Genomic DNA, 24,237 nt, shown 5'->3' with positions numbered 1-24,237 from the left:
TATTCCCCCTTTTAAACTGATCTAAACCCAATTAAAAAATATTTTGCGTAAAAGAGCGTTCTGTGATATAGTTTTTAATTGCGTATAAACGAATATTAAAACATTTATTTAGGAGTTGTTATCATGGCGACAAAGTTTGAAGTAGGCAGTGTTTACACTGGTAAAGTAACAGGATTACAAGCGTATGGTGCGTTTGTTGCATTAGATGAAGAAACTCAAGGACTTGTGCATATTTCTGAAGTAACACATGGCTTTGTAAAAGACATCAACGAGCACCTTTCAATTGGTGACGAAGTACAAGTAAAAGTTCTTTCTGTTGATGAAAATGCAGGTAAAATCAGCCTTTCTATCCGTGCGACACAAGATGCACCTGAAAGAAAAGAAAGCAAACCAAAGAAACAAAGACCACAGCAAGCGAAAGAAGAAGCTGCTGCACCACAAGGTTTCAATACACTGAAAGATAAACTTGAAGAGTGGATTGAGCAATCTAACCGTAAAGACCTTATCAAGAAATAAAAAAAGCACCGCTTCAAACGGTGCCTTAGGCTGCCTCATAGGCAGTCTTTTTTTTATGTCTTTTTCATTAGCGGACCTCTGGATTTGGCTCGTCACGGCGGACAGCTTCTTCACTAGGTTTGAACAACAGACCAAGATTGACAAGACCTGCAATTCCAACAAGACCATAAATAATACGTGATAATGCAGCACCTTGACCGCCAAAGATCGCTGCTACTAAGTCAAATTGAAAAAAGCCGATTAGTCCCCAGTTAATAGCACCGATAATCGTGAGCACGAGGGCAATACGCTGAATAGCACTCATCGTGATTCCTCCTTTCGCTACAGTATCAATACATTTATATTTTGCAGATTTTTAGCCAAACTATGCGTAAGAAAATGGATGAAAGCAAATTACTTTACTTTTGGAATGAAAGAAGCGCATAATGTAGCGCGAGGAGGAGATCACATGGATCGATTTACTTATTGGAACCCAACGAAATTAATTTTTGGAAAGGGAGAAGTATCAGCCCTTTCAGATGAACTAAAACACTACGGAAAAAACGTATTGCTTGTATATGGTGGAGGCAGCATTAAACGAAATGGCCTTTATGACCAAGTTGTCAGCATTTTAAAAGAATCAGGAGCTACAATTACTGAGCTTGCTGGGGTTGAGCCAAACCCGCGCTTAACAACGGTCAGAAAAGGGGTCGAGCTTTGCAAAGAGAACCAAATTGACTTTATATTGGCAGTCGGCGGCGGTAGTGTCATTGACGCAACAAAAGCGATCGCAGCTGGTGCGAAATACGATGGAGATGCTTGGGATATCGTCACTCGTAAGCATGTCCCAATGGAAGCCATCCCATTTGGTACAGTATTAACACTTGCCGCGACAGGTTCTGAAATGAACTCTGGCTCCGTCATCACAAACTGGGAAACAAATGAGAAATACGGATGGGGCAGTCCAGCTGTCTTCCCTAAATTCTCTATTCTTGACCCAGTCAATACATTTACTGTGCCAAAAAACCATACGATTTATGGCATGGTCGACATGATGTCTCACGTATTTGAACAATATTTCCATCACACGGAGAATACACCTTACCAAGATCGTATGTGTGAAGGACTTCTTCGTACGGTCATTGAAACAGCACCGAAGCTGATCAATGATTTGGAAAACTATGAGCTTCGTGAAACGATTTTATTCACAGGCACCATTGCACTGAATGGAATGCTTTCAATGGGGGCACGCGGAGACTGGGCATCTCACAATATTGAGCATGCGGTATCCGCTGTGTATGACATCCCGCATGCAGGCGGTCTTGCGATCTTGTTCCCGAACTGGATGAAGCATGTCATTCAAGAAAACCCAGGTCGCTTCAAGCAATTAGCAGTGCGTGTATTCGATGTAGACCCTGCGGGCAAAACAGACGAAGAAGTTGGCTTAGAAGGAATCGAAAAACTTTCTGCTTTCTGGACAAGTCTAGGCGCACCAAATCGTTTAGCTGACTATGACATCAACGATGAGAAAATTGATCTGATTGCAGACCGTGCAATGGCACGTGGTGAATTTGGCCAATTTAAAAAGCTGAACAAAGAAGATGTTCTAGCTATTTTAAACGCTTCTTTATAATCGAACATGGAAAAGATAGCTGCTTTTAAGCAGTTATCTTTTTTGAGTTTTGCATGTACATATGTTACAGTAGTCTTTCATGTTTTTGGATATAAATGTTTTAAGGAGATGTAGAACAGATGGAAAACTTTATTTACTATAATCCAACGAAATTGATGTTTGGAAAAGGACAACTAGACGGACTAAAAAGCGAACTCGCTCGTTATGGAAAGCGAGTGCTTCTTGTATATGGTGGAGGCAGTATTAAGAAAAATGGTCTTTATGATAAGGTTATCAGCGCTTTAAATGAAGCAGAGGCTGACGTATTTGAACTGTCAGGAGTTGAACCGAACCCTCGTCTCACTACAGTGCAAAAAGGGATCGACATTTGCCAAAATGAGAACATTGATTTCTTATTAGCAGTTGGTGGGGGAAGTGTCATCGACTGTACAAAAGCCATTGCAGCTGGAGCTGAATATGACGGGGATGTATGGGATATTATTTCAAAGAAAACGACCGCTCAAAAAGCACTGCCATTTGGCACAGTATTGACACTTGCAGCGACAGGCTCAGAAATGAACCCGGATTCTGTGATCACGAACTGGGAAACAAATGAAAAGTACGTGTGGGGCAGTTCAGTCACGCACCCTGCTTTTTCAATTTTAGATCCTGAGCACACATATTCTGTGCCAGAGAATCAAACGGTGTATGGCATGGTTGATATGATGAGCCATGTGTTTGAACAATACTTCCATAATGTCAAAAACACGCCTCTACAAGATCGGATGTGTTTTGCTGTTCTTCAAACAGTCATCGAGACAGCACCAAAGCTACTTGAAGACTTACAAAACTATGAGCACCGTGAAACCATCCTTTATGCAGGAACAATTGCTTTAAATGGCACGCTGCAAATGGGCTATTTTGGCGACTGGGCATCACATACGATTGAGCATGCAGTATCAGCAGTCTATGACATTCCGCATGCAGGTGGACTTGCGATCCTCTTCCCAAACTGGATGCGTCATACACTTGATCATAATGTCGAACGTTTTAAAAACCTCATGTTGAACATGTTTGACATTGAGACAGAAGGAAAATCGGATCGTGACATCGCATTAGAAGGAATCGACAAGCTGTCAGCCTTCTGGACAAGCCTCGGTGCACCGAGTCGTTTAGCGGATTATGATATTGGTGAAGATCAACTGGACAAAATTGCTGATATCGCAGCAAAAGAAATGGAATATGGTGGTTTTGGTAACTTTATGAAACTTGGCCGTGATGACATTTTAGCGATTTTGAAAGCTTCTCTATAATTTGGATGGCCGCTTCTCTTCATGAGGAGCGGCTTTTTGCTGTACCAATGACGATCACTTGATTTCAATAGCTAGTTCCGCTAAAGTGAAAGGGACAGAACTAACGTAATGGAGGGCTTACAAGCGATGACACATATTCAATTTGACTACTCGAAAGCGTTACCTTTCTTTCAAGAACATGAGCTTACATATTTAAAAGATTTTGTGAAGGTGGCCCATCATAATATTCATGAACAAACGGGTACTGGCAGTGATTATTTAGGCTGGGTTGACTTACCGAAGCAATATGATCGCGAAGAATTTGCCCGCATTAAAAAAAGTGCAGAAAAGATTAAATCTGATTCTGATGTATTACTCGTTGTTGGAATTGGTGGTTCTTATCTTGGCGCACGTGCGGCCATTGAGTTTTTAAACCATTCTTTCTATAATAGTTTGCCAAAAGGCAAACGCAAAACACCGCAAATCATCTTTATTGGAAACAACATCAGTTCTTCTTATTTAACAGATGTAATGGATCTGCTAGAAGATGCCGATTTCTCCATTAACGTGATTTCAAAATCTGGTACAACTACAGAGCCAGCCATTGCGTTCCGTATCTTTAAAAAGCTCCTTATCGAAAAATATGGTGCTGAAGAAGCGAAAAAACGCATCTATGCGACAACTGACAAGGCACGCGGGGCACTCAAAACATTAGCAACTGAAGAAGGCTATGAATCATTTATCATCCCTGATGACGTCGGCGGACGCTATTCCGTTTTAACAGCAGTTGGTCTATTGCCAATCGCTGTAAGCGGTGCAGACATTGATCAAATGATGGAAGGTGCTGCGAAAGCAAGTGAAGACTTCGCATCATCTGAGCTCTCAGAAAATGCGGCTTATCAATATGCGGTTGTCCGTAATGTTCTTTACAATAAAGGACGGACAATTGAAATGCTGATTAACTATGAGCCAGGCTTACAGTACTTTGCGGAGTGGTGGAAGCAGTTATTCGGCGAAAGTGAAGGGAAAGATGAAAAAGGAATCTATCCTTCATCTGCGAACTTCTCAACGGATCTTCATTCACTTGGTCAATATGTACAAGAAGGAAGAAGAGACTTGTTTGAAACCATCGTGAATGTAGACAAGCCACGACATGAACTTGTCATCGAAGCAGAAGAACAAGACCTTGATGGGTTAAACTATCTTGCAGGAAAAACGGTTGATTTCGTCAATAAAAAAGCATTTGAAGGCACAATGCTTGCTCATACGGATGGAAAAGTACCGAACCTGATTGTGACAATTCCTGAAATGGATGCTTATACATTCGGATATCTCGTGTACTTCTTTGAAAAAGCATGTGCGATGTCTGGGTATTTACTAGGCGTCAATCCATTCGACCAGCCTGGAGTAGAAGCGTATAAAGTGAACATGTTTGCTTTATTAGGAAAACCGGGCTTCGAAGAGAAAAAGGCAGAACTTGAGAGCCGTCTCAAACAATCATAAGAATAAAAGGCACATCTTTTCATAAGATGTGCCTCAGATTGTTGACAAAGGGCTAAAATGAACTGTATTTTAGCCCTTTGTCTTCTTTTTAGCGTGATAGAAAACCTTTGAAGTCTAGGAAGGACGAGCACTGGAGCGGAGCGAATTTGACATTCGTGAGCACCAGTGCGCAGGACTGACAACGAATGCGAGGGTTTGTCTACACGCTAAGGCACATCTTTGCATAAGGTGTGCCTTTTTTTATGTTCTCATGGTGTCAGTGCAAGCCTCCCTAAGCTCTGTACATAGAATAATCAATGGAGGGGGTTGATGAAGCGATGAGAACAAATCATATTTATATCCATGACATTTCCGGGCAGGCCATCGTTAACTTTGGGAATGTTGGGCGGATTTGTCCAATGAGTGCTACGAAAGAGACATCAGGAGCGGGCAGTGTGAACGAGACAAATGCATCATCCAGCCAAAGCTTATTTGATGCTGCTTTTACAAACAATGTGCAAATCACGAAAGGTAAATGTATGAATTCCTCTCTTTAACGAACCCTATACAAAAAGGAGGGTTCTGTATGATTCATGTACCATCTAGGCTGACTGGTGAAAGCTTTTCACTGTACCATTTAGAAGAAAATATGAAGCCGCTCGGATATGTCATTAATGGGAATTGGGATTATGATCATGGATATTTTGATTATAAAATTGACAACCGTGACGGCTATACCTTTCTCAGAGTTCCGTTTACAGCCGAGAAAGGACAGCTGGATCAGCCAGGCGTTGTGGTGAAAATGGGACATCCATTTCTCTTAAAGCATGTCTATCAAGATAAATTAGATGACCATGCGATGGTTGGAAATGTAGGGGCATCTTTTAACCAATTCCAAGAACCGAAAGAGAAAGACGGAGATGTGTCAAAGGCTTATGCCGAAATTGGCTTTTCACTCGTCAAAGAATTAGAAGATGTACTGCTTTAAAAGCTGATCAGCTCATCCTCTGGATGAAGCTCATATCCAAAAGGAGGATTCATCATGGGTCCTTCTTTTTTTTGTACGCCTACAATGATCACATGATGCTCTAAAAAGTGATGAAGTGCCGTTAAGAATGTCTCTCCAGCTAATGAAGCCGGTACTGGAATGATGGTGATCTGTTTATGGAGGGTCATGTTTCTTTTGATTTTTAACGCCATGAGCTGTTCTTTTAAAAGAAAATGCTCCACCATTAAATGATTCACGGCATCAGAAGTATGGATGACTTGATTGGCGCCAGCCCGCTCAGCATTTTTCACATAGCGATCGGTTAAAATTTCAATTAAACAATATAACGAAGGGTTTAATCCTTTTGCCGCAAGCAAGGTTAAGACACTCTGCATATCAGCCGTCACTTCATTTTCATGCTGGTCGGCGGTAATCATCAATGTATCAGCACTCATAATATTTGCTCTGCGAAGTGTGGCATCCTCTGTACCATGGCCTTTAATAAAATGGACATTCTCTAAAAGAGGTCCTTCCTTTAAGGAATCATCAATGAGTACAATCGGCATGGCGGGATCAATGGTTTGAAACGATTGAAGCAGTTTGTTCGTTTTCTCATTCCAGCCAACGATAATGACATGTCCTTTCCCCTTAAAAGCGACCTTTCCTTCTACATAATGGTGCTGCTTACTGAACACAGCGGCAGCGAGTGTGGCAAAATAAGCCGTGACAAAGCTTGCCCCGATCAGAATCAGCGCCATACCTGCGATTTGTCCGGGCATGGTTTGCGGCACAAAATCACCATAGCCTACCGTCGCAACTGTAATGAGAGCCCACCAGATCCCATCAAAGATCGTATGATACTGCTTTGGTTCAAGTATGACGATTAATTGTCCAAAAAAGAGAAGCAAGAAACAGATGATGATCGCAATGCGAACATAAAGAGGCCATCTTAGCCAGGCAATGAAGATACGGTTTGATTTCATCGAACTCGTCCTTTCAGGGAGACTGCTAATGTCAGTATGCCCGATTAGGAAACAATTTTTCATCATCGTCATGTATTGAAACAGAACCCATATCTTAAAATAAGAGAGAAGAAGGAGGGAATGCGAATGTCGTTTGTTCAAAAGACCGTACTTCTTTTTATCGGCGCACACTTTTTATCATCTGCGGTGATTTTACTCGTGTTTGATTTAAATGCGGTGAACCATTTTATGAACGATTTCTCGTGGCTTCGTTTTTTTCAAGACCTATATGGAACGGTGACATTTTATACAGCATGCATCGGAATGTTCTTCTTTTTCATTGGTGTAGTGATTCCCCTTAAAAAGACCTAGTGCTTTTTGCTGTACACGTTACATAAAAGTCATTAAAATTGTAAATAAATATATAAAATAAAAAGGAAGCTGATGAGCATGCTGTTTTTTTATTTTTTAACATTTGCCGCATTGGGATTGTCTTTTTGGGCACAATTTAAAGTAAAGAATAATTTTGAAAAGTATTCAAAGGTTGAAGCTGCCAGTATGAAAACAGGTGCTGAAACCGCTCGATATATTTTAGATCGCAACGGGTTATACGATGTACCCGTTGAACCGGTAAGAGGAACTTTGACTGATCATTACGACCCGACGCAGCGTGTGGTTCGTTTATCTGAACCAGTGTATTATGGCCATTCTATTTCGGCCATTTCAGTCGCATCACACGAGGTTGGACATGCCTTGCAGCATCAGGAATCCTATGGTGCGCTTGTCTTGAGACATAAGATCTTCCCTGTCGTGAACTTTGCATCTGGTGTTGCCCCGCTTCTTTTCCTAGGTGGATTATTGCTCGGCAGCCTTAACTTAATCGGGCTTGGGATCGTTCTGTTCTCAGCTGCTGTGTTCTTTCAGCTAGTGACATTGCCTGTTGAGTTTAACGCAAGTTCTCGTGCAAAGAATATCATTGTTTCAGAAGGAATCATTAGAAGCAGTGAAGAAAGAGGCGTGAACAAGGTGTTAAATGCCGCAGCTCTTACGTACGTAGCAGCGGCCCTTGTCTCCCTGTTTGAATTGCTCCGTTTTGTAATGATCTTCCTAAATGGCCGTAATGATTAATTGACGCCAGAGGAGGTGAGCCCTTACCCGTGTTAGGTAAGGGTTTTTTTGTATATTTTAAACGTATTTTTAGTCCTATTACTCATTGCTGCGACAGCATTTTTTGTTGTCACTGAATTTGCGATTGTGAAAATTAGAGGCTCAAAAATCAATCAGCTGATTGAAAGCGGTGATAAGAGAGCCATTCATGTTCAAAAACTGACAACCAACCTTGATGAATATTTATCTGCCTGTCAGCTTGGCATTACCATCACGGCATTAGGCTTAGGGTGGTTAGGGGAGCCAACAGTGGAACATTTCCTGCATCCGCTTTTTGAAAAGGCAGGGCTTCATTCCGCTTTGACAGACATCATATCGTTTATCATTGCCTTTGTGATCATTACGTTTTTGCATGTTGTCGTTGGGGAACTTGCTCCCAAAACGATTGCCATTCAAAAGGCAGAAGCTGTCAGTCTTGTGACGGCAAAACCTCTTATTTTTTTCTATAAAGTCATGTACCCGTTTATTAAAGCATTAAATGGGGCTGCACGAGGCATTGTGAAATTATTTGGTTTTCATTCTGTCAAAGAACATGAAGTGGCGATCAGTGAGGAAGAATTGCGTCTCATCCTGTCTGAAAGCTACGAAAAGGGCGAGATCAACCAATCTGAATACAAATATGTCAATAAAATATTTGAATTTGATAACCGAGTGGCGAGAGAGATCATGATCCCGCGCACAGAAATCTCTGCCATTGAAATTGAACAGAGCCTGGAAGACGTGACGCATTATATGCTGAACGAAAGGTATACACGTTATCCTGTCATTAAAGAAGACAAAGATCATGTCATTGGTGTGATCAATAGCAAAGACGTATTTAAAGCAAGTTTTCTCAATCAAGAGGTGTCCATTGAAGACTTAATGCGCCCTGTCATTCGTGTCATTGAAAGTACACCGATTCAAGAACTGCTGATTTTGATGCAAAAGGAACGGATTCATATGTCGGTGCTTGTAGATGAATACGGCGGAACAGCAGGTCTCGTCACAGTTGAAGACATATTAGAAGAAATTGTGGGTGAGATTCGAGATGAATATGATCAAGATGAAACCCCGCATATTGTGAAAAAAGGTGACTTCCACTATGTCATGGATGGAAAAGCCTTGATCGATGAAGTAAATGATTTATTGGATTTAGCGATTGAAAATGATGATGTTGATACAATTGCCGGCTGGATGATGACGCATAAAATTGATTTTGACATTGGAGATATCATTGAAGCAGAAGGCTGTGAATTTAAAATTGTCGATGCAGAAGATCATCATATTCGAACCATAGAAGTAAAAAAGGTTCACTTTTCCTAAAAACCTCGGAGCTATTGACGAGGTTTTTTTGCTTGGTAAACTTTAGGTAAGAAGATTTGTTTCTGCCAACCGGCAGTGATTGATTTCACATAAAAAGGGTATGGTTTTATAGACATGATCAAAAGGAGCCAGTGAAATGAAAAAAATCAACGTACAAACAGACAAACACGCTGACATGATAGACATTACCCATGAAGTTCAGCAATATGTCCGGGAAACTGGGATTCAAAACGGAACGGTTATGGTCTATTGTCCACATACGACGGCTGGAATCACCATTAATGAAAATGCCGACCCAGACGTCAAACGAGATATGCTGCGCCGGCTTGACGAAGTCTTTCCATGGGAACATCCAAAAGATCGTCATATGGAAGGCAATACAGCAGCGCATATGAAAGCTAGTTATATGGGAGCATCTCAGCATGTTCTTGTCCATCATGGTGATCTTGTGCTTGGAACGTGGCAGGGAATCTATTTTTGTGAGTTTGACGGACCGAGACATCGTCACTTTTATGTACAGGTGTCATCTAACGAGTAAGGGCGGGGGGAGAAGATGGGAGAATTCACAGCGTTACTTCAAATTGAACATGGCATCATTCAAGCACCAATGGCAGGAGGAGCGGTGACGCCGCAGCTTGTCGCCGCTGTTTCACAATATGGCGGTCTCGGCAGCTTAGCAAGTGGTTATGTACAGCCTGAAAAGATGAGGCAGCAAATCAGACAGGTCAAACAGCTGACATCTCGTCCATTTCAAGTGAATGTGTTTGTCCCTGAACCCATTTCAGAAACGAAAACAGAAGATGTATCATTTTGGACAGATCGGCTGCCTGTCATACCAGAAGCACAGATAATCCCTAGCGAAGAAGAATTATGGAAGGACTATGAAGAAAAAATCAACATTCTTCAAGAAGAAGAAGTCCCAGCTGTGTCGTTTACATTTGCCTGTCCAAACGAACAAACAATTCATCACCTGAAACAAAAGGGGATCTTTCTCATCGGAACAGCTACAACAAAAAAAGAAGCACTGCTTTTGGAAGAAAAAGGAATGAATGCCATTGTTCTACAAGGAAGCGAAGCAGGAGGGCATCGAGGCACCTTTTTACCTTCAAAGGGAGATGCTCAGCAGGGACTTTTCTGCCTGATCAGTGATGTCAGGTCTGTCTGTCATATCCCATTGATTGCCGCTGGAGGTATCACAGACAGGACCACTATGAAAGCTGCACTAGCACTTGGAGCAGGTGCGGTTCAAATAGGGACACGATTTTTAGCGAGTCAAGAAAGTGCTGCGGCAGATGTGTACAAAAAGGCGCTGTTACAGGCAGAAGGCAGTGAAACAGCGATGACACGGCTTTTCTCTGGAAAAAAAGCCAGAGGTATTGTCAATCAGTGGATGGAGGAAGAAAGACGAAATGAAGACCGGGTTCTTCCCTATCCTATACAGCATGTATGGACAACACCGATGCGAAAAGCGGCAGCTGCTGCAGGAAACCCAGAACAAATGGCTCTTTGGGCAGGTCAGGGGGTTGGCCGTATTCATTCCATTTTAACCGTTGAAGAGATCATGCATGAACTCACGCAGATATAATTTGATGATGGGTGGTGTGACAGGATGGAAATCTTAAAACATTCATATCGGAAAAAAGGACAAATTGAATTTCTATTTGATGATTTTCCGCACTCCCCTGCCGTTCTTACCCCCATTCGTCATTACTATTTTGTTCGTTATGTGAAATGGAATCAGCACGACCCTCCAGTCACAAGAAACCATCTAGAAGAAATGGAAATCCTAGCAAACGCAATGCTTGGCACGCTCCATGATTACCGAAAACGCAAGGCATACAAAGGCCCCTTGTCATAACCTATAGACAAGAGGCCTTTTTTAGCTGCCAAACATTTGCCTGAGATAAATAACATCCATCCTAGTAGTCTGCGGCAGTAAATAAGCGGACTGAACCGCCCCTGGCCGTCTTCTGGCATTTAATTTATCGATAATCTCTGCAGCTGTTAAGATCCCAAGCCCATGCCCATAATATTGATCTTCCCCTAAGTAAATCACATTTTCTCCGCGCCATTGAGACTGTTGATAGCTAAACTCTGGATTCTCGAAATATAGGCAATCCCCATAAATAAAATCATTTCCGCGCTCTGTATAAATGGACAATGTATCATAGTGCCAGTCATACAGTGTTAAACTTCTAAGTCTTCGATTGAACTTCTCGTCTCCTACCGTTTGCAAGACTCCCATATAAAACACAATGACAATCGCTGTGGCACATTCAAAGGCATATTTTGAGCCATTTTCAAAGATGTCTTTAATCCCTGTAGATGGCTCGACTTGATAGCGCAGTTCTAACGCTCCGGCCTCTGATACACGCCAATAGGCGTCATTCGCACGGGACCTTTGAAAGATAGCAAATGAGGCACCGCTCTTATTCAAATCTCTTGCCGCATTCATGATATTCGATCTTAAAGTCACCTCAAATAACAAATCAGATGCCTGCCTATAACGGAACGTATCATTTGAGGCTTGTAACTGCATCAAAATGATCCGCTTTTGTCCTTCTAGCTGAAACGATGCCAGCTGCTCATTTGTCACTGGCTGTCCTGAAAGGATAATCATATGAAAAACGCCCCCTTTTGTATTAGCGTATGCGGGATGCTTGGGCAAGGAATCAATTTGTGAAAATAAACAAAAAGTCATCCTTTTTATTTGAAAAACATGAAAATAATATGAAGCTGTCCGATATAAAACATAACGTTTAAAAGGAGGAAAAACATGAAAAGTATCATAAAATGGTTGAAAAAACCATCGATTTCTAAAAGGCTGATTATTTCATTCACACTTGTTCTCGTCTTGCCTATCATTACACTCAGTACGATTTCATATCAGATTGCCAAAGAAGAATTAGATCATGAAATCATGTACGGAGCAAACGCAAGAGTCAATGAGCTGAATGACATGATTGAGCAAAAGCTTTTGAATAAGGAGAACGCAGTCAAACTGTTTACCGAAACATCCAGTGCTGCAGACTTTAAAAAGAAAAACCAGGACGAACTGTATGAGCATTTTGAGATATACAGTAAAATCAATGAAGATGATGTGGTTGGGTTTTATGCAGCAAGTAAAAATCGTGACTTTATTCAGTTCCCTAAAGTGGACATGCCAAAAGGCTATGATCCAACAACTCGTGACTGGTATAAAGCGGCGATGCAGGACGAAAAAGGTGAACCTGTGGTCACCAATCCATACATCTCTGCCACAACAAACGGCATGGTTGTCACAATCGCTCAGCGTCTAAAGGACGGATCGGGAGCCATTGGGATTGATATTGATGTTCAGGATATCGTCGATAAAATCAAAGATATTAAAATTGGACGAGAAGGATATCCAATTATTGCAAATAAAAATAAACAGATTGTCGCTCATCCAGAAGAAAAATCAGGATCTGCAGTGACTGAAAATATTTCATCAATCCTTTACAGCAGCAAAGAAGGAACATCAACTTATGAGAATAAAGGAGAGCAAAAACGTCTCGTTTTTGTAACAAATGATTTAACAGGTTGGAAAATTGCTGGAACGATGTTTGTATCAGAAACAGAAGAAGCAGCACAGCCAGTTTGGAATTCTGCCATTATTCTTTTAATTTCTTCTTTTATCCTTGGCGGTATTGCGATCTTCTTTATCGTTCGCTCCATCACAATTGGACTTAGAAGGCTTGTTGATTTCTCAGAAAAGGTGAGTGAAGGGGATCTAACGGAAACCCTCGAAACCAAATCGAAGGATGAAATAGGAGACCTCACAAGAAGCTTTAGTAAGATGAGTGAATCTTTGCGTGAAGTTATCCGAGCGGTCCAGCAATCTGTCGACAATGTAGCTTCAGCTTCAGAAGAGCTGACTGCTAGTGCCAGCCAAACAAGTCAGGCGACAGAGCATATCACCATGTCGATTGAACAATTCTCAAATGGGAATGAAGCACAAAATGAGAAAGTCGAATCTAGCACGAATCAGCTTGTCGCAATGAATGAAGGATTACAAGGTATGTCACAAACTTCATCAGAAGTGACTGCTGTCTCCATTCAATCGACAGAAGCGGCTGGACAAGGCGGACGTATCGTTGAAAGCACAGCGAATCAAATGAAACATATCGATACATCTGTACAAGAAGCCGAACAAGTCATGAAAGAATTAGAATACAAATCTAAAGATATTACGAGCATTTTAAATGTCATTAATGGCATCGCAGATCAAACGAATTTACTTGCACTCAATGCAGCCATAGAAGCAGCAAGAGCAGGTGAATCAGGGCGCGGTTTCTCTGTCGTAGCAGAGGAAGTCAGAAAACTAGCGGTCCAATCTGCAGATTCAGCGAAAGAAATTGAAAAGCTGATCCAAGAAATTGTGTTGGAAATTTCCAAATCTCAAGAGATGTTCAAAGCTGTTAACCGAGAAGTAAATGCAGGACTTGGGATGACAGAAGAAGCAAAAGAAAGCTTCCAAAACATCTATGAGGCGGCAGAAGGTATGTCGAAAAAACTCACTCAATTAAATGATACAGCGGTTGACCTATCAAGCGGATCAAAACTTGTATCACAAGCCATGCAAGAGATGCGTCAAGTTTCAAGAGAAAGTGCGGCGAACATTCAAGATATTGCGGCATCTGCTGAAGAACAATTGGCATCTATGGAAGAAATTTCGTCCTCTTCTGTCACACTTGCCAATATGGCTGAGGAATTAAAAGAGCTGACAAGTCAATTTAAAATTGATTAAAAAACGATGAAAAAATATCCAGAATTGTCTGGGTATTTTTTTTATTTTTAAACGTCATTTCCAGCCCTCTAAAAATAAACCTTTCATCCGATAATAACTTTAGAGAAGTAAAGGGGGAAAGAGAAAATGGGAAAAATGATCCAATGGTTCAAAAAACCATCCATTTCTAAAAAATTAGTTATTGCCTTTTTGGTAGTCCTTATACTGCCAACAGTTGCACTGACCATTAGTGCGTTTTTCACATCAAAGACAGAGTTAGACAAACAGATTATGGGCAGTGCGATGAGTCAGGTCAATGCATTTGATACCTTAATCGATGAGAATATTGGGAACAAGGCAGAGGCTGTGACCCTGTTTACAGATGATCTCAAGGCGGCTAATCTTCAAGAAAAAAATAGAAAAGCTACCATTAAAGAATTGCAGCAATATGGAAAAATTAATGAAAAAGATGTCTCAGCCATTTATGCAGGTTCAGAAAAGGGTTTGTTCATGCAATACCCAGTTCAAAAAATGCCTGAAGGCTATGACCCGCGAGAGCGTCCATGGTATCAAGAGGCCATGAGTGCTGATGGTAAACAAGTCATCACGAAGCCATATGTCGCAGCATCTACAGGTAAAATGGTCATCACCATTGCCCAAAAAACGAAAGATGGCTCAGGGGTGATTGGTCTTGATATGGAAATTGACAGCCTCATTCAAAAGCTAAAAGAAATCAAAATAGGTCAAAAAGGATATGCTTTCATCATGGAGAAGGATAAAACCGTGTTAGCAGATCCAACCCAAAAGCCAGGAAGCAAAGTCAATGAGAATTTGGCGAACATTATTTTTAAAAACAAACAAGGAAACGGCAGCTATTCACTCAATGGAACAGATAAAAAGGTAGCTTATGTCACCAATGAACTAACCGGCTGGAAAATCGGCGGTACGATGCTCGTATCAGAAGTAGAGGATGCAGCTAAACCCGTTTTTAATACAGCCATTATTGTGTTCAGTGTGACACTGATCGTAGCAGGAACCCTCATCTTCTTTATTGTCCGCTCTATTTCAAATAGATTATCCAATCTGGCCCGTTTCTCGAAAAAGGTCAGCGATGGTGATTTACGTGATAAACTTCAGATTCAATCAGATGATGAAATAGGACAAGTTGGTAAAGGCTTTAATACGATGATTGACTCATTAAGATCCCTCATTGGTGCCGTCCAAACCTCCGTTGAAAATGTCGCTTCTTCATCAGAAGAACTGACCGCAAGCGCAGGACAAACAAGTAAAGCAACAGAGCATATTACATTAGCCATTGAACAATTCTCTACTGGTAACGAAAGCCAGAATGATAAAGTGGAATCAAGCTCAGAAGAGTTAGAAGAAATGAACAGAGGCCTTCAGCACATGAATGAATCGGCCGAATCGATTACCGCTTCATCCATCAAATCAACAGAGATTGCAGGAGAAGGCGGACAGCTAGTAGAAAAAACCGCTTCTCAAATGAACGTGATTGATCAATCAGTGAAAAAAGCAGAGAATGTCATCAGTGCGCTAGAAAGCAAATCAAAAGATATTACCCAGATTCTTGGTGTCATTAATGGCATCGCAGATCAAACGAATTTACTTGCGCTGAATGCAGCAATTGAGGCAGCAAGAGCTGGAGAATCTGGTCGAGGTTTCTCCGTTGTAGCAGAAGAAGTAAGAAAACTTGCTGTTCAATCTGCCAACTCAGCGAAAGAAATTGAAAACTTAATCAAAGAAATCGTTCAAGATATTGATGTATCACAAGAAGTATTCACAGCAGTAAATCAAGAAGTTCAATCAGGATTAAGCTTTACTGAACAAACGAAAGTCAGCTTCCACAATATTTTCGACATGACCAAAGAAATCTCAGATCAGCTCCAAACAATGAATCGAACAGTTGTCCAGTTGTCAAAAGGATCTGCACATGTTTCTGAGGCTGTCCGTGAGATTGCAGACGTATCACGTGAAAGCTCCGCCAATATTCAAGACATTGCCGCTTCAGCTGAAGAACAGCTGGCATCAATGGAAGAGATCAGCTCATCCTCTGCCACCCTTTCTTCAATGGCAGAAGAATTACGTGATTTGATTAGCAAATTTAAAGTCGAATAAACCAAATGAAAAGAACCTCCAGCTAGGGGGTTCTTTTTTTGAAGTGAATAAATCGAAAGAAATAGGTAAATATGCTTATTTTGGTGGTTTTTTGAACATTACACCTTGAAAAATAATCCGTATTACCTAAGAATAGAGGGGGGTGATCCCAAATCATAAACCAAAAGGAGTAGAGTCATGAAAAAAATCAACTTTTTTAAGCACTTTACGATGTCAAAGAAATTAATTACTGCATTCTTAGCGATTCTCCTAGTGCCCATTCTTGTGTTGGCCGCATTTTCCTATGAAGTGGCGTCTAAGTCTCTCAATGATGAGATTATGTCTAGCGCTGCAAATGGTGTGAATCAATTAAATGAACTGATCAATAAAGATGTACAGCCTAAAATTGATATTGTTTCTTATTTATCTAAATCGGTGAAAAAAAAGGAACTGGCCTCTAAAAATAAGGATTTACTTAAGGTGAAATTAGAGCAACTATCGGAAACAGACGACGATGTCGTAGAAGTATTTGTTGCAGATCAGAATGGTAAACTAACTGAATATTCCGAGATTCATAAAGGCAGTGCCAAAAGCGCAAAAAATGAACCATGGTTTCAACAATCAATGGGAGATGACAAACTCATCATTTCAGATCCTTTTACAGACAAGTCATCAGATGACCTGCTCATCACAATATCAGAACAGTTAGCAGATGGTTCTGGTGTTATCGGCATAAATGTACGATTGAACACAATTGTGAAAGATACAAACAGCATCAAAATTGGTCAGGAAGGTTATGCGTTTGTCGCTACCTCAGACCAACGTTACATTGCTCATAAAACGGAAAAGGCCGGGACGAAACTGACAGGCGATTTCATCGAAAAAATGTATAACAATAAAAAAGGCAGTTTCGAATATGAATTCAACGGACAGCCGAAGCAAATGTTTTATGACACAAATGAAGCGACAGGCTGGAAGCTTGCGGGAACAATGTATGTCAACGAAGTGAAAGAAGCCGCGCAGCCAGTGCTTGACTTAACCATGATCATCCTAGCTGCTGCGATTGTCATCGGTGGAATCGCGATTTATTTTATTATTAAATCAATCCGAAAACCACTCATAGAGCTCTCTGAATCGGCTGAGAAAATCAGTCAGGGGGATCTTACCCAGCATATTGAGGTGCGCACACATGATGAAATCGGCAAACTTGCACAGAGCTTTAACGATATGTCGGCAAAGCTGAAACAAGTCATTCAAGCCGTCCAGAATTCAATTGAAAATGTTGCTGCCTCATCTGAAGAATTAACGGCTAGCGCAGGACAGACAGCCCAAGCAACTGAGCATATTACCTCATCTATTGAACAGTTCTCAAACAGCAATGAACATCAAAATGAGATGATTGAAAAAAGCTCTGTCCAGCTAAACGACATGGATCGCAGTTTATCACATATGGTCAACACGACTTCTCACATGATGGAATCATCTATCGAGTCTAGCAAAACCGCTCAGGCTGGTGGAGAGCTCGTTCAAAAAACAGCAGGTCAAATGCAAACGATTGAACAAGCAGTGAAAGAAGCAGAGCTTGTGATTGCAGGGCTAGAACAGAAATCTAAGGACATTACAAGCATTCTTGGAGTCATCAACGGCATTGCAGATCAGACGAACCTCCTCGCTTTAAATGCAGCGATAGAAGCCGCACGTGCAGGTGAGGCAGGAAGAGGCTTCTCTGTGGTCGCAGAAGAAGTCCGCAAGCTGGCAGAGCAATCAGGCAGCTCTTCAAAAGAAATTGAAAGCCTAACGAACGAAATTGTAGATGAAATTGAAAAGTCGCAGAAGATGTTTAGACAAGTAGCAGGTGAAGTGCAATCTGGATTAAACATTACAGATGAAACGAAAGTGAGTTTTGAGAAAATCACCCATAAGACATCAGAAATGACAGAACAAATGAAACAAATGAACGGATCAGCCCAAGAACTTTCTCATGGCTCAAACGATATTTCACAAGCAGTCAATCAAATCAAAGAGCTTTCACGTGAAAGTTCCGCAGGTTTCCAAGATATTGCGGCTTCAGCAGAAGAACAGCTGGCATCAATGGAAGAGATCAGCTCATCTTCCGCCACTTTATCTCAAATGGCAGAAGAACTGAGAGAGCTCATCAAACAATTTAAAATATAAGAGTCATAGTAGAACCCCTGACGTTTTGACGTTAGGGGTTTCAGCGTGTAGACAAACCCTCGCATTCGGTGTCAGTCCTGCGTGCTGGTGCTCACGAATTCAAATTCGCTCCGCGCCAGTACTCGTCCTTCCTAGGGCTGCAAAGGTTTTCTATCACGCTGAAAAGAAGACAAAGGGCTAAAATAAAGTTCATTTTAGCCCTTTGTCAATAATCTGGAACACCTGACGTTTTGACGTCAGGTGTTTTTCCGTTGTTTGCACATAATTTGGGTATTTTGGACTTATCTAGACTTTAATAAGTTAAAAAAGTAAAGAACCTAGTAGTACTTCCGATATATATACTATCTTACTAAAAGGAGTTTTCTTTTTTATGAATTTCATACAGTATTTCAAAAAACCATCGATATCAAAAAAGCTCGTTTTCTCTTTCTTATTTATTCTTTTATGCCCAATTATCGTATTGGCATTCTCTTCATATCATACGGCGAGCACCTCTTTAAATGATCAAATCATGCAAAGTGCAAAGGAAAATGTAGAACAGCTGGACAAAAACATTACGAAGGTTGTAAAAGTAAAAACAGACGCAGCCGATTTCTTTAGCAAATGGATTACGGAGAAAAAGCTGGGGCAAAAAGGAACGACTGATATTCAAGGACGCTTTGAGCAGTTCATGAGCATGAATGATGACACAGAAGGCATCTTTGTTGCTTCAAGTGATGGAAAAGTGTTCTCAAGATATCCTAATCAAAAAATGCCTGCTGATTATGTCGCAACTGAGCGGGATTGGTACAAAGATGGCTGGGCGAAAAATGGTGAGCTGTCTGTTTCCGCTCCATATCCAACCGCATCAACTGGTACGCTTGTTGTGACGATTTCTAAAAAACTAGAGGATGGTTCTGGTGTTATTGCCATGAACCTGGACATTGCAAATCTAGTAAAAGAGTCTAATAGTATCAATATTGGTAAAGAGGGTCATGCTTTTATCGGCAGCCCAGATCGAACATACGTGGCACATCCAACAAAAAAAGCAGGAACAAAATTAACAGGTGATTGGGTAGACAAGCTTTATACACAAGACAAAGGTTCAATGAGTTATATGTTTGAAGGAAAAGAAAAGCAAATGGAGTTCACAACAAACAAAGCGACTGGTTGGAAAATTGCCGGTACAATGTTTGTCAATGAAGTAGAAGAAGCGGCGCAGCCAGTCTTCAACATGGCGGCTATTATATTAGCTGGTGCGCTCATCATTGGCGGGATTCTCATCTTCTTTATCATCCGTTCTATTACAAAACCACTTTCCATGCTTGTCTCCTCTTCTAAGAAGATTAGCGAAGGAGATTTAACAGAAAAAATTGATGTTAAATCAAATGATGAAATTGGTCAGCTCGGTACAAGTTTTAATGAAATGAGTGAGTCACTCAGAGACGTCATCCAAGCTGTACAGACATCTGTTGAGAACGTGGCGTCATCGTCTGAAGAACTGACGGCAAGTGCAGGTCAAACGACAAAAGCAACCGAACATATTACATCATCCATTGAAACATTCTCGAATGGAAACGAAAATCAAAGTGAAATGGTGGAACAAAGTGCAGCCCACTTGAAACAAATGAACGAAGGGCTAAATGAAGTTGCTCAAACATCTGATGTCATTACAGAATCATCGGTTCAATCAAAAACAGTCGCAGAAACAGGCGGACAGCTTGTTGAACAGACAGTTGGCCAAATGAAAACGATTGATCATTCAGTGAAAGAAGCTGAAAGTGTGATTAACGGATTAGAGCATAAATCAAAAGATATCACCAACATTTTAGGTGTCATTAACGGTATAGCAGATCAAACGAATTTACTGGCTCTGAATGCAGCCATTGAAGCAGCACGTGCGGGCGAGTCAGGCAGAGGCTTCTCGGTTGTAGCAGAAGAAGTCCGTAAGCTGGCGGTTCAATCATCAGATTCTGCAAAAGAGATTGAAAAACTCGTCAAAGAAATTGTCTCTGAAATAGAAACGTCTCAAAATATGTTCAAATCTGTGAATGAAGAAGTAAAAAATGGCCTATCAATTACAGACCAAACAAAAGAAAGCTTCTCACAAATCAATCAGCAAACGGCAGAAATTGCGACAAGAATCAATGAAATGAATACGACAGTTCGTGAGCTTTCAAAAGGATCTGAGCAAATTTCTAAAGCAGTGAATGAAATTGCAGATGTATCGAGAGAGAGTTCAGCAAGTATTCAAGATATCGCGGCATCAGCAGAAGAACAGCTGGCATCAATGGAAGAGATTAGTTCTTCTTCGACGACGCTTTCCCAAATGGCGGAAGAATTGCGTGACTTAATTAAAAAATTCAAGATCAGTGAATAATGGAAAGTGGTTCTCCTCAAGGGGAACCGCTTTTCTTTTTAAGAGATGATCTCGTACAATAGAGGAAATCCGAAGAAAAGGAGAGATGTTATGCGTTTATCAAATAAGAAGGTCATTGCGTTAGTCAGTGATGATTTTGAAGATTTAGAGCTATGGTATCCCGTTTTGCGATTAAGAGAAGAGGGGGCAACTGTCCATCTCGTAGGCGAAAAAGCAGATCATGAATATATCGGGAAGTACGGAGTGCCAGCTGTATCAGATGCAGACTTCTATTCCATTCAAGCAGATGATTATGATGCGGTTCTAGTTCCTGGGGGTTGGGCACCGGATAAACTGCGCCGATATCCAGAAGTATTAGACATCGTTCGTACGTTTGATGCAAAGGGCAAACCGATCGGACAAATCTGTCATGCCGGATGGGTACTCATTTCTGCTGGTATCCTGAAAGGTAAAAAAGTGACGAGTACACCTGGTATTAAAGATGATATGACGAATGCTGGAGCGGAATGGTTTGATGAAGCCGTTGTGACAGATGGTCATATTGTATCAAGCAGACGCCCGCCGGACCTTCCGCCATATGTGAAAGCATTTGCCGATGTATTAGCGGCAAACTAGATTCACACGAACAAACAAAGGGCTGTAAAACGCCCTTTGTTCATTCAATGCCTCATTACATTTGTCTGTCGGCTGGATAGATAATGCCCATTTGTCTTCTCGCCTCGTCCATGACGGACATGGTTTGAACGGATAAGGCAAATGTATTGACTGGCGACTGTCCCTTTTTTTGCTTGATGCATTGAATGAAGTGATCGATTTCATAATACATAGCAGGTTGATCATCTTTGAGAGAAATATCGGTTTGCTGTCCATTCCGATCATGGATGATGATACGAGAAGGGCGATGGAATTGATCAATCACCATTGTGGCATCCTCCCCTTGAATTTCAGCAGATACATGAGATGTTGAGATTTTTGAATGAAAAAGCAGTGCTTGATGCCCTTCATATTGTAAAAGTAATGAACCGCTCCCATCTACTCCAGAAGAAAGTGTATAGCCTCTCGCGGTGATTTGATGTGGCAGCCCGAATAAATAAATGATGGGAAAGACAAGATACACGCCGATGTCCATTAAGGAGCCATTGGATAATTCCGGCTTAAAAGCATTTGGAATCTCACCGTTTCGGTAGGCATCGTATCTTGAGGAATATTTACAGTAATGAGCGATCACTTGCCGAATGGGGCCTAGTTGATCAAGATGCTGTTTGATTTGAAGAAAATTCGGCAGAAATGTGGTCTTCATCGCTTCCATTAAGCACACCTGATATTTTTTCGCAGCAGCAATCATTTCTTCAGCCTCTTTCCGGTGAGAGGCCAATGGTTTTTCACATAATACATGTTTTTGATGCGCCATCATCAGCATCGCTTGCTCTTTGTGAAGGGCGTTTGGACTTGCGATATACACAGCATCAAACGCATCACTTGCCGCCATTTGCTGTAAATTAGTAAAGACGGTATCAATGCCATACTTGTCTGCAAATGTCTGTCCTTTTTCAGCAGACCGAGAATAGACGGCCGTACATGTAAAATCCGCCACTCCTTCACCAGCCTGTAAGAATCGATCTGTAATCCAATTCGTTCCGATGACAGCAAATCGAATCATCACATTCCCTCCTTCTGCTTTTCTCTGATTATACATGCTTTGAAAGCGTTTGTATGAAAGAATCTTCTTTTTTATTGAAAAGCGGATGAAACCTTTACCTTAGCTGATGCGTCTTACATAAAGAATATAAATGTACGAAAAGTGGATAGTTTCCTCCTTCATTCGGGTAATACTTGAGAAGGAGGGAGGAGGAAACGAACATGAAGCGCATCCTACATATAGGAAGTACATACGCATTCGCGCTTTTATTTATAGCAGCCGGTGTTTTTCATGTGATAGAGCCAAGCGGCTTTGCCCGCATGATGTCTGGATGGCCATTTCCCTCTGGCATCATTTATGCCACCGCATGCTTGGAATGGCTGCTGGCCGTTTTACTGCTTCTTCCAAACGTAAGGATTGTGGCAGCAAAAATGATCGCTGTCTATCTGGTGCTCATTTTCCCTGCGAACCTATTTGCTGCGAGAGAAGGGATTCCATTTCCAGGGCAAGAGAGCACAGAACAAGCCTTGTTATGGATGAGATTAATCGGACAACCGATTTTGATTGGATGGGCCATGTCCATTGCGAAACGTGAAAAAAAAACTAAAACAATGATCACAAAATGATGATCAAGTAGTGTACAATTTACTAATAAAATAGCCCGTGTTTGGAGGAAAGATATGAATTCTATGCAAATGTGGAGCAGTCGATTTAGAAAATTTTTTCTTGATAACAAGTTTGTTCTCTTTTTACTCATCCTGCTATTAATAGGGTTGAATATCCTTGTTTTCATGAAAGCATCTTTTATTTTCACACCGCTCATTGTACTCATCAAAACCATTGCCTTACCGATTATTTTAACGGGGGTTGTGTATTATTTATTAAATCCAATTGTGAATTTATTAGAGAGATTTAAGGTCAAACGGATCTTTTCGATTTTGCTTTTATATATCGTCATTATTGGGATCATTACAGTGACCATTGTATCTATTATTCCTTTTTTACAAGCACAAACGATGAGTCTGTTTCATAATCTGCCAAAATACGTTGATACGGTAGAAGAACAGATTAGACAATTAACTGGAAGCAACTTTATTAGTCAAGTGCAGAAAACGATGAACTTTAACGTCTCTGAATTGGTAAGTAAAGCGTCAAGTCAAGCGACGAAGATTTTGGAAAGCACTTTTACCGGAGTCGGCACTTTCTTAGGGGCGCTTACTGAAATTATCATCTCGATCGTGACGGTTCCGTTCATTCTGTTTTATCTATTAAAAGACGGCAAAAAATTGCCTGACTATTTCTTGAAATTTATTCCGAATAAGTTTAGAGAGCATACACATATCGTGCTTCACGAAATGAACCATCGATTAAGCTCTTATATTCTTGGACAGATCATTGTCAGCTTCTGTATTGGTGTTCTTCTTTTAATCGGTTATCTGATTATTGGACTTGACTATGCGCTGCTGCTGGCGATTATTGCGGCATGTACAAGTGTAGTGCCTTACCTTGGGCCAACAATTGCCATTACACCAGCGATTGTGATTGCACTTGTTACATCACCCATTATGCTACTGAAACTGATCATTGTCTGGACAGTGGTTCAGCTCATTGAAGGGAAATTCATTTCTCCTCAGGTCATGGGGAAAAACCTTCATATCCATCCGATTACGATTATTTTTGTTCTATTAACAGCAGGTAAATTGTTCAGTGTAGTCGGCATCATTGTCGCGATTCCGACGTATGCCGTTCTGAAAGTGATCACGACCCACCTGTTTGATTGGTTCAAAATGCGATCCAATTTGTATAAAGAAGAAAAGGTTTGATGTCATAATCTTTTTTAGAAAAAAATATAGTATCATAAAGACGAGCTTTCGAAAAAGAAAGCTTGTCTTTATGTGGACA

23 protein-coding genes and 4 pseudogenes are annotated in these 24,237 nt (G+C 41.0%); 23 read left to right on the top strand and 4 right to left on the bottom strand.

The window, feature by feature from the left end; all coding sequences use genetic code 11:
* The first annotated feature begins 123 nt into the window (after positions 1–123).
* The gene (gene yugI / locus M2369_RS03825) at positions 124–516 is read left to right on the top strand and encodes a S1 domain-containing post-transcriptional regulator GSP13 (protein ID WP_024719717.1); all 393 of its coding nucleotides are present in this window, start codon (positions 124–126) and stop codon (positions 514–516) included.
* A 67-nt stretch (positions 517–583) separates the two neighbouring features.
* Here yugI and M2369_RS03820 read toward each other — a convergent pair whose 3' ends face one another.
* Positions 584–820, bottom strand: coding sequence for a DUF378 domain-containing protein (locus M2369_RS03820; protein WP_008345792.1), 237 nt, complete (start codon positions 818–820; stop codon positions 584–586).
* 144 nt (positions 821–964) lie between these two features.
* On the opposite strand from M2369_RS03820, the gene M2369_RS03815 reads away from it, so the two are divergent.
* The 5 genes from M2369_RS03815 (at position 965) to M2369_RS03795 (ending at position 5,869) form a co-directional block, all read left to right on the top strand.
* Entirely contained in the window at positions 965–2,128 is a 1,164-nt protein-coding gene (locus M2369_RS03815) for an iron-containing alcohol dehydrogenase (RefSeq protein WP_008345790.1), read from the top strand.
* A gap of 119 nt (positions 2,129–2,247) precedes the next feature.
* Positions 2,248–3,420, top strand: coding sequence for an iron-containing alcohol dehydrogenase (locus M2369_RS03810; RefSeq protein WP_039169723.1), 1,173 nt, complete (start codon positions 2,248–2,250; stop codon positions 3,418–3,420).
* 126 nt (positions 3,421–3,546) lie between these two features.
* Positions 3,547–4,902: a glucose-6-phosphate isomerase gene (locus M2369_RS03805; protein WP_024719715.1), complete on the top strand. Its 1,356-nt coding sequence runs from the start codon at positions 3,547–3,549 to the stop codon at positions 4,900–4,902.
* A gap of 317 nt (positions 4,903–5,219) precedes the next feature.
* Positions 5,220–5,438: a spore germination protein gene (locus M2369_RS03800; RefSeq protein WP_024719714.1), complete on the top strand. Its 219-nt coding sequence runs from the start codon at positions 5,220–5,222 to the stop codon at positions 5,436–5,438.
* 29 nt (positions 5,439–5,467) lie between these two features.
* The gene (locus tag M2369_RS03795; protein ID WP_024719713.1) at positions 5,468–5,869 is read left to right on the top strand and encodes a YugN-like family protein; all 402 of its coding nucleotides are present in this window, start codon (positions 5,468–5,470) and stop codon (positions 5,867–5,869) included.
* Here M2369_RS03795 and M2369_RS03790 read toward each other — a convergent pair.
* The gene (locus tag M2369_RS03790) at positions 5,866–6,852 is read right to left on the bottom strand and encodes a potassium channel family protein (protein WP_041507696.1); all 987 of its coding nucleotides are present in this window, start codon (positions 6,850–6,852) and stop codon (positions 5,866–5,868) included. The genes M2369_RS03795 and M2369_RS03790 overlap by 4 nt on opposite strands.
* A gap of 126 nt (positions 6,853–6,978) precedes the next feature.
* Here M2369_RS03790 and M2369_RS03785 point away from each other — a divergent pair, with 126 nt between their 5' ends.
* From M2369_RS03785 to M2369_RS03760, 6 genes are all read left to right on the top strand, one after another.
* A complete protein-coding gene (locus tag M2369_RS03785) occupies positions 6,979–7,203 on the top strand; it encodes a YuzI family membrane protein (protein ID WP_008345775.1) in 225 nt (74 codons plus the stop codon).
* A gap of 81 nt (positions 7,204–7,284) precedes the next feature.
* A complete protein-coding gene (locus M2369_RS03780) occupies positions 7,285–7,959 on the top strand; it encodes a zinc metallopeptidase (protein WP_024719711.1) in 675 nt (224 codons plus the stop codon).
* A gap of 48 nt (positions 7,960–8,007) precedes the next feature.
* Positions 8,008–9,300 (top strand): hemolysin family protein, encoded by a 1,293-nt coding sequence (locus tag M2369_RS03775; protein ID WP_024719710.1) that lies wholly within the window; start codon positions 8,008–8,010, stop codon positions 9,298–9,300.
* Between the two features lie 136 nt (positions 9,301–9,436).
* Complete coding sequence (locus M2369_RS03770; protein ID WP_041507695.1) at positions 9,437–9,838, top strand: secondary thiamine-phosphate synthase enzyme YjbQ; 402 nt, start codon at positions 9,437–9,439, stop codon at positions 9,836–9,838.
* 15 nt (positions 9,839–9,853) lie between these two features.
* Positions 9,854–10,885 (top strand): nitronate monooxygenase, encoded by a 1,032-nt coding sequence (locus M2369_RS03765; RefSeq protein WP_041507694.1) that lies wholly within the window; start codon positions 9,854–9,856, stop codon positions 10,883–10,885.
* A 24-nt stretch (positions 10,886–10,909) separates the two neighbouring features.
* Positions 10,910–11,158, top strand: coding sequence for a hypothetical protein (locus M2369_RS03760; RefSeq protein WP_041507693.1), 249 nt, complete (start codon positions 10,910–10,912; stop codon positions 11,156–11,158).
* Positions 11,159–11,179: 21 nt separating this feature from the next.
* Here the strand turns inward: M2369_RS03760 and M2369_RS03755 are convergent, their stop codons facing one another.
* Positions 11,180–11,920, bottom strand: a complete 741-nt coding sequence (locus tag M2369_RS03755; protein ID WP_008345763.1) for a protein-glutamine gamma-glutamyltransferase — start codon at positions 11,918–11,920, stop codon at positions 11,180–11,182.
* 156 nt (positions 11,921–12,076) lie between these two features.
* Here M2369_RS03755 and M2369_RS19445 point away from each other — a divergent pair.
* The 9 genes and pseudogenes from M2369_RS19445 to M2369_RS03730 all read left to right on the top strand — a co-directional run.
* Positions 12,077–13,126 (top strand): annotated as a pseudogene (locus M2369_RS19445) (cache domain-containing protein); the annotation flags it as partial.
* Entirely contained in the window at positions 13,118–14,068 is a 951-nt protein-coding gene (locus M2369_RS19440) for a methyl-accepting chemotaxis protein (protein ID WP_370529240.1), read from the top strand. The pseudogene M2369_RS19445 and the gene M2369_RS19440, both read left to right, overlap by 9 nt.
* 126 nt (positions 14,069–14,194) lie before the next feature.
* A pseudogene (locus M2369_RS19435) lies at positions 14,195–15,238 on the top strand (HAMP domain-containing protein); the annotation flags it as partial.
* Positions 15,233–16,183, top strand: a complete 951-nt coding sequence (locus M2369_RS19430; RefSeq protein ID WP_370529239.1) for a methyl-accepting chemotaxis protein — start codon at positions 15,233–15,235, stop codon at positions 16,181–16,183. The pseudogene M2369_RS19435 and the gene M2369_RS19430, both read left to right, overlap by 6 nt.
* A gap of 177 nt (positions 16,184–16,360) precedes the next feature.
* Positions 16,361–17,398 (top strand): annotated as a pseudogene (locus tag M2369_RS19425) (HAMP domain-containing protein); the annotation flags it as partial.
* Positions 17,390–18,337 (top strand): methyl-accepting chemotaxis protein, encoded by a 948-nt coding sequence (locus tag M2369_RS19420; protein WP_370539194.1) that lies wholly within the window; start codon positions 17,390–17,392, stop codon positions 18,335–18,337. The pseudogene M2369_RS19425 and the gene M2369_RS19420, both read left to right, overlap by 9 nt.
* Positions 18,338–18,707: 370 nt before the next feature.
* A pseudogene (locus M2369_RS19415) lies at positions 18,708–19,751 on the top strand (HAMP domain-containing protein); the annotation flags it as partial.
* A complete protein-coding gene (locus tag M2369_RS19410; protein ID WP_370529237.1) occupies positions 19,743–20,696 on the top strand; it encodes a methyl-accepting chemotaxis protein in 954 nt (317 codons plus the stop codon). The pseudogene M2369_RS19415 and the gene M2369_RS19410, both read left to right, overlap by 9 nt.
* A 90-nt stretch (positions 20,697–20,786) precedes the next feature.
* Entirely contained in the window at positions 20,787–21,311 is a 525-nt protein-coding gene (locus tag M2369_RS03730; protein WP_008344162.1) for a type 1 glutamine amidotransferase domain-containing protein, read from the top strand.
* 55 nt (positions 21,312–21,366) lie between these two features.
* Here the strand turns inward: M2369_RS03730 and M2369_RS03725 are convergent, their stop codons facing one another.
* Positions 21,367–22,356: a Gfo/Idh/MocA family protein gene (locus M2369_RS03725; protein ID WP_061420063.1), complete on the bottom strand. Its 990-nt coding sequence runs from the start codon at positions 22,354–22,356 to the stop codon at positions 21,367–21,369.
* 200 nt (positions 22,357–22,556) lie between these two features.
* Here M2369_RS03725 and M2369_RS03720 point away from each other — a divergent pair, with 200 nt between their 5' ends.
* Together M2369_RS03720 and M2369_RS03715 are read left to right on the top strand one after the other, a co-directional pair.
* Complete coding sequence (locus M2369_RS03720) at positions 22,557–22,961, top strand: DoxX family protein (protein ID WP_259253399.1); 405 nt, start codon at positions 22,557–22,559, stop codon at positions 22,959–22,961.
* A 54-nt stretch (positions 22,962–23,015) separates the two neighbouring features.
* Positions 23,016–24,158, top strand: coding sequence for an AI-2E family transporter (locus tag M2369_RS03715; protein WP_061420059.1), 1,143 nt, complete (start codon positions 23,016–23,018; stop codon positions 24,156–24,158).
* Positions 24,159–24,237: the final 79 nt, after the last annotated feature.

It is taken from the genome of Bacillus sp. JUb11 (assembly GCF_024807925.1).
Classification (GTDB): domain Bacteria; phylum Bacillota; class Bacilli; order Bacillales; family Bacillaceae; genus Bacillus; species Bacillus altitudinis.
This window is presented reverse-complemented; position numbering and strand designations above follow the sequence as displayed.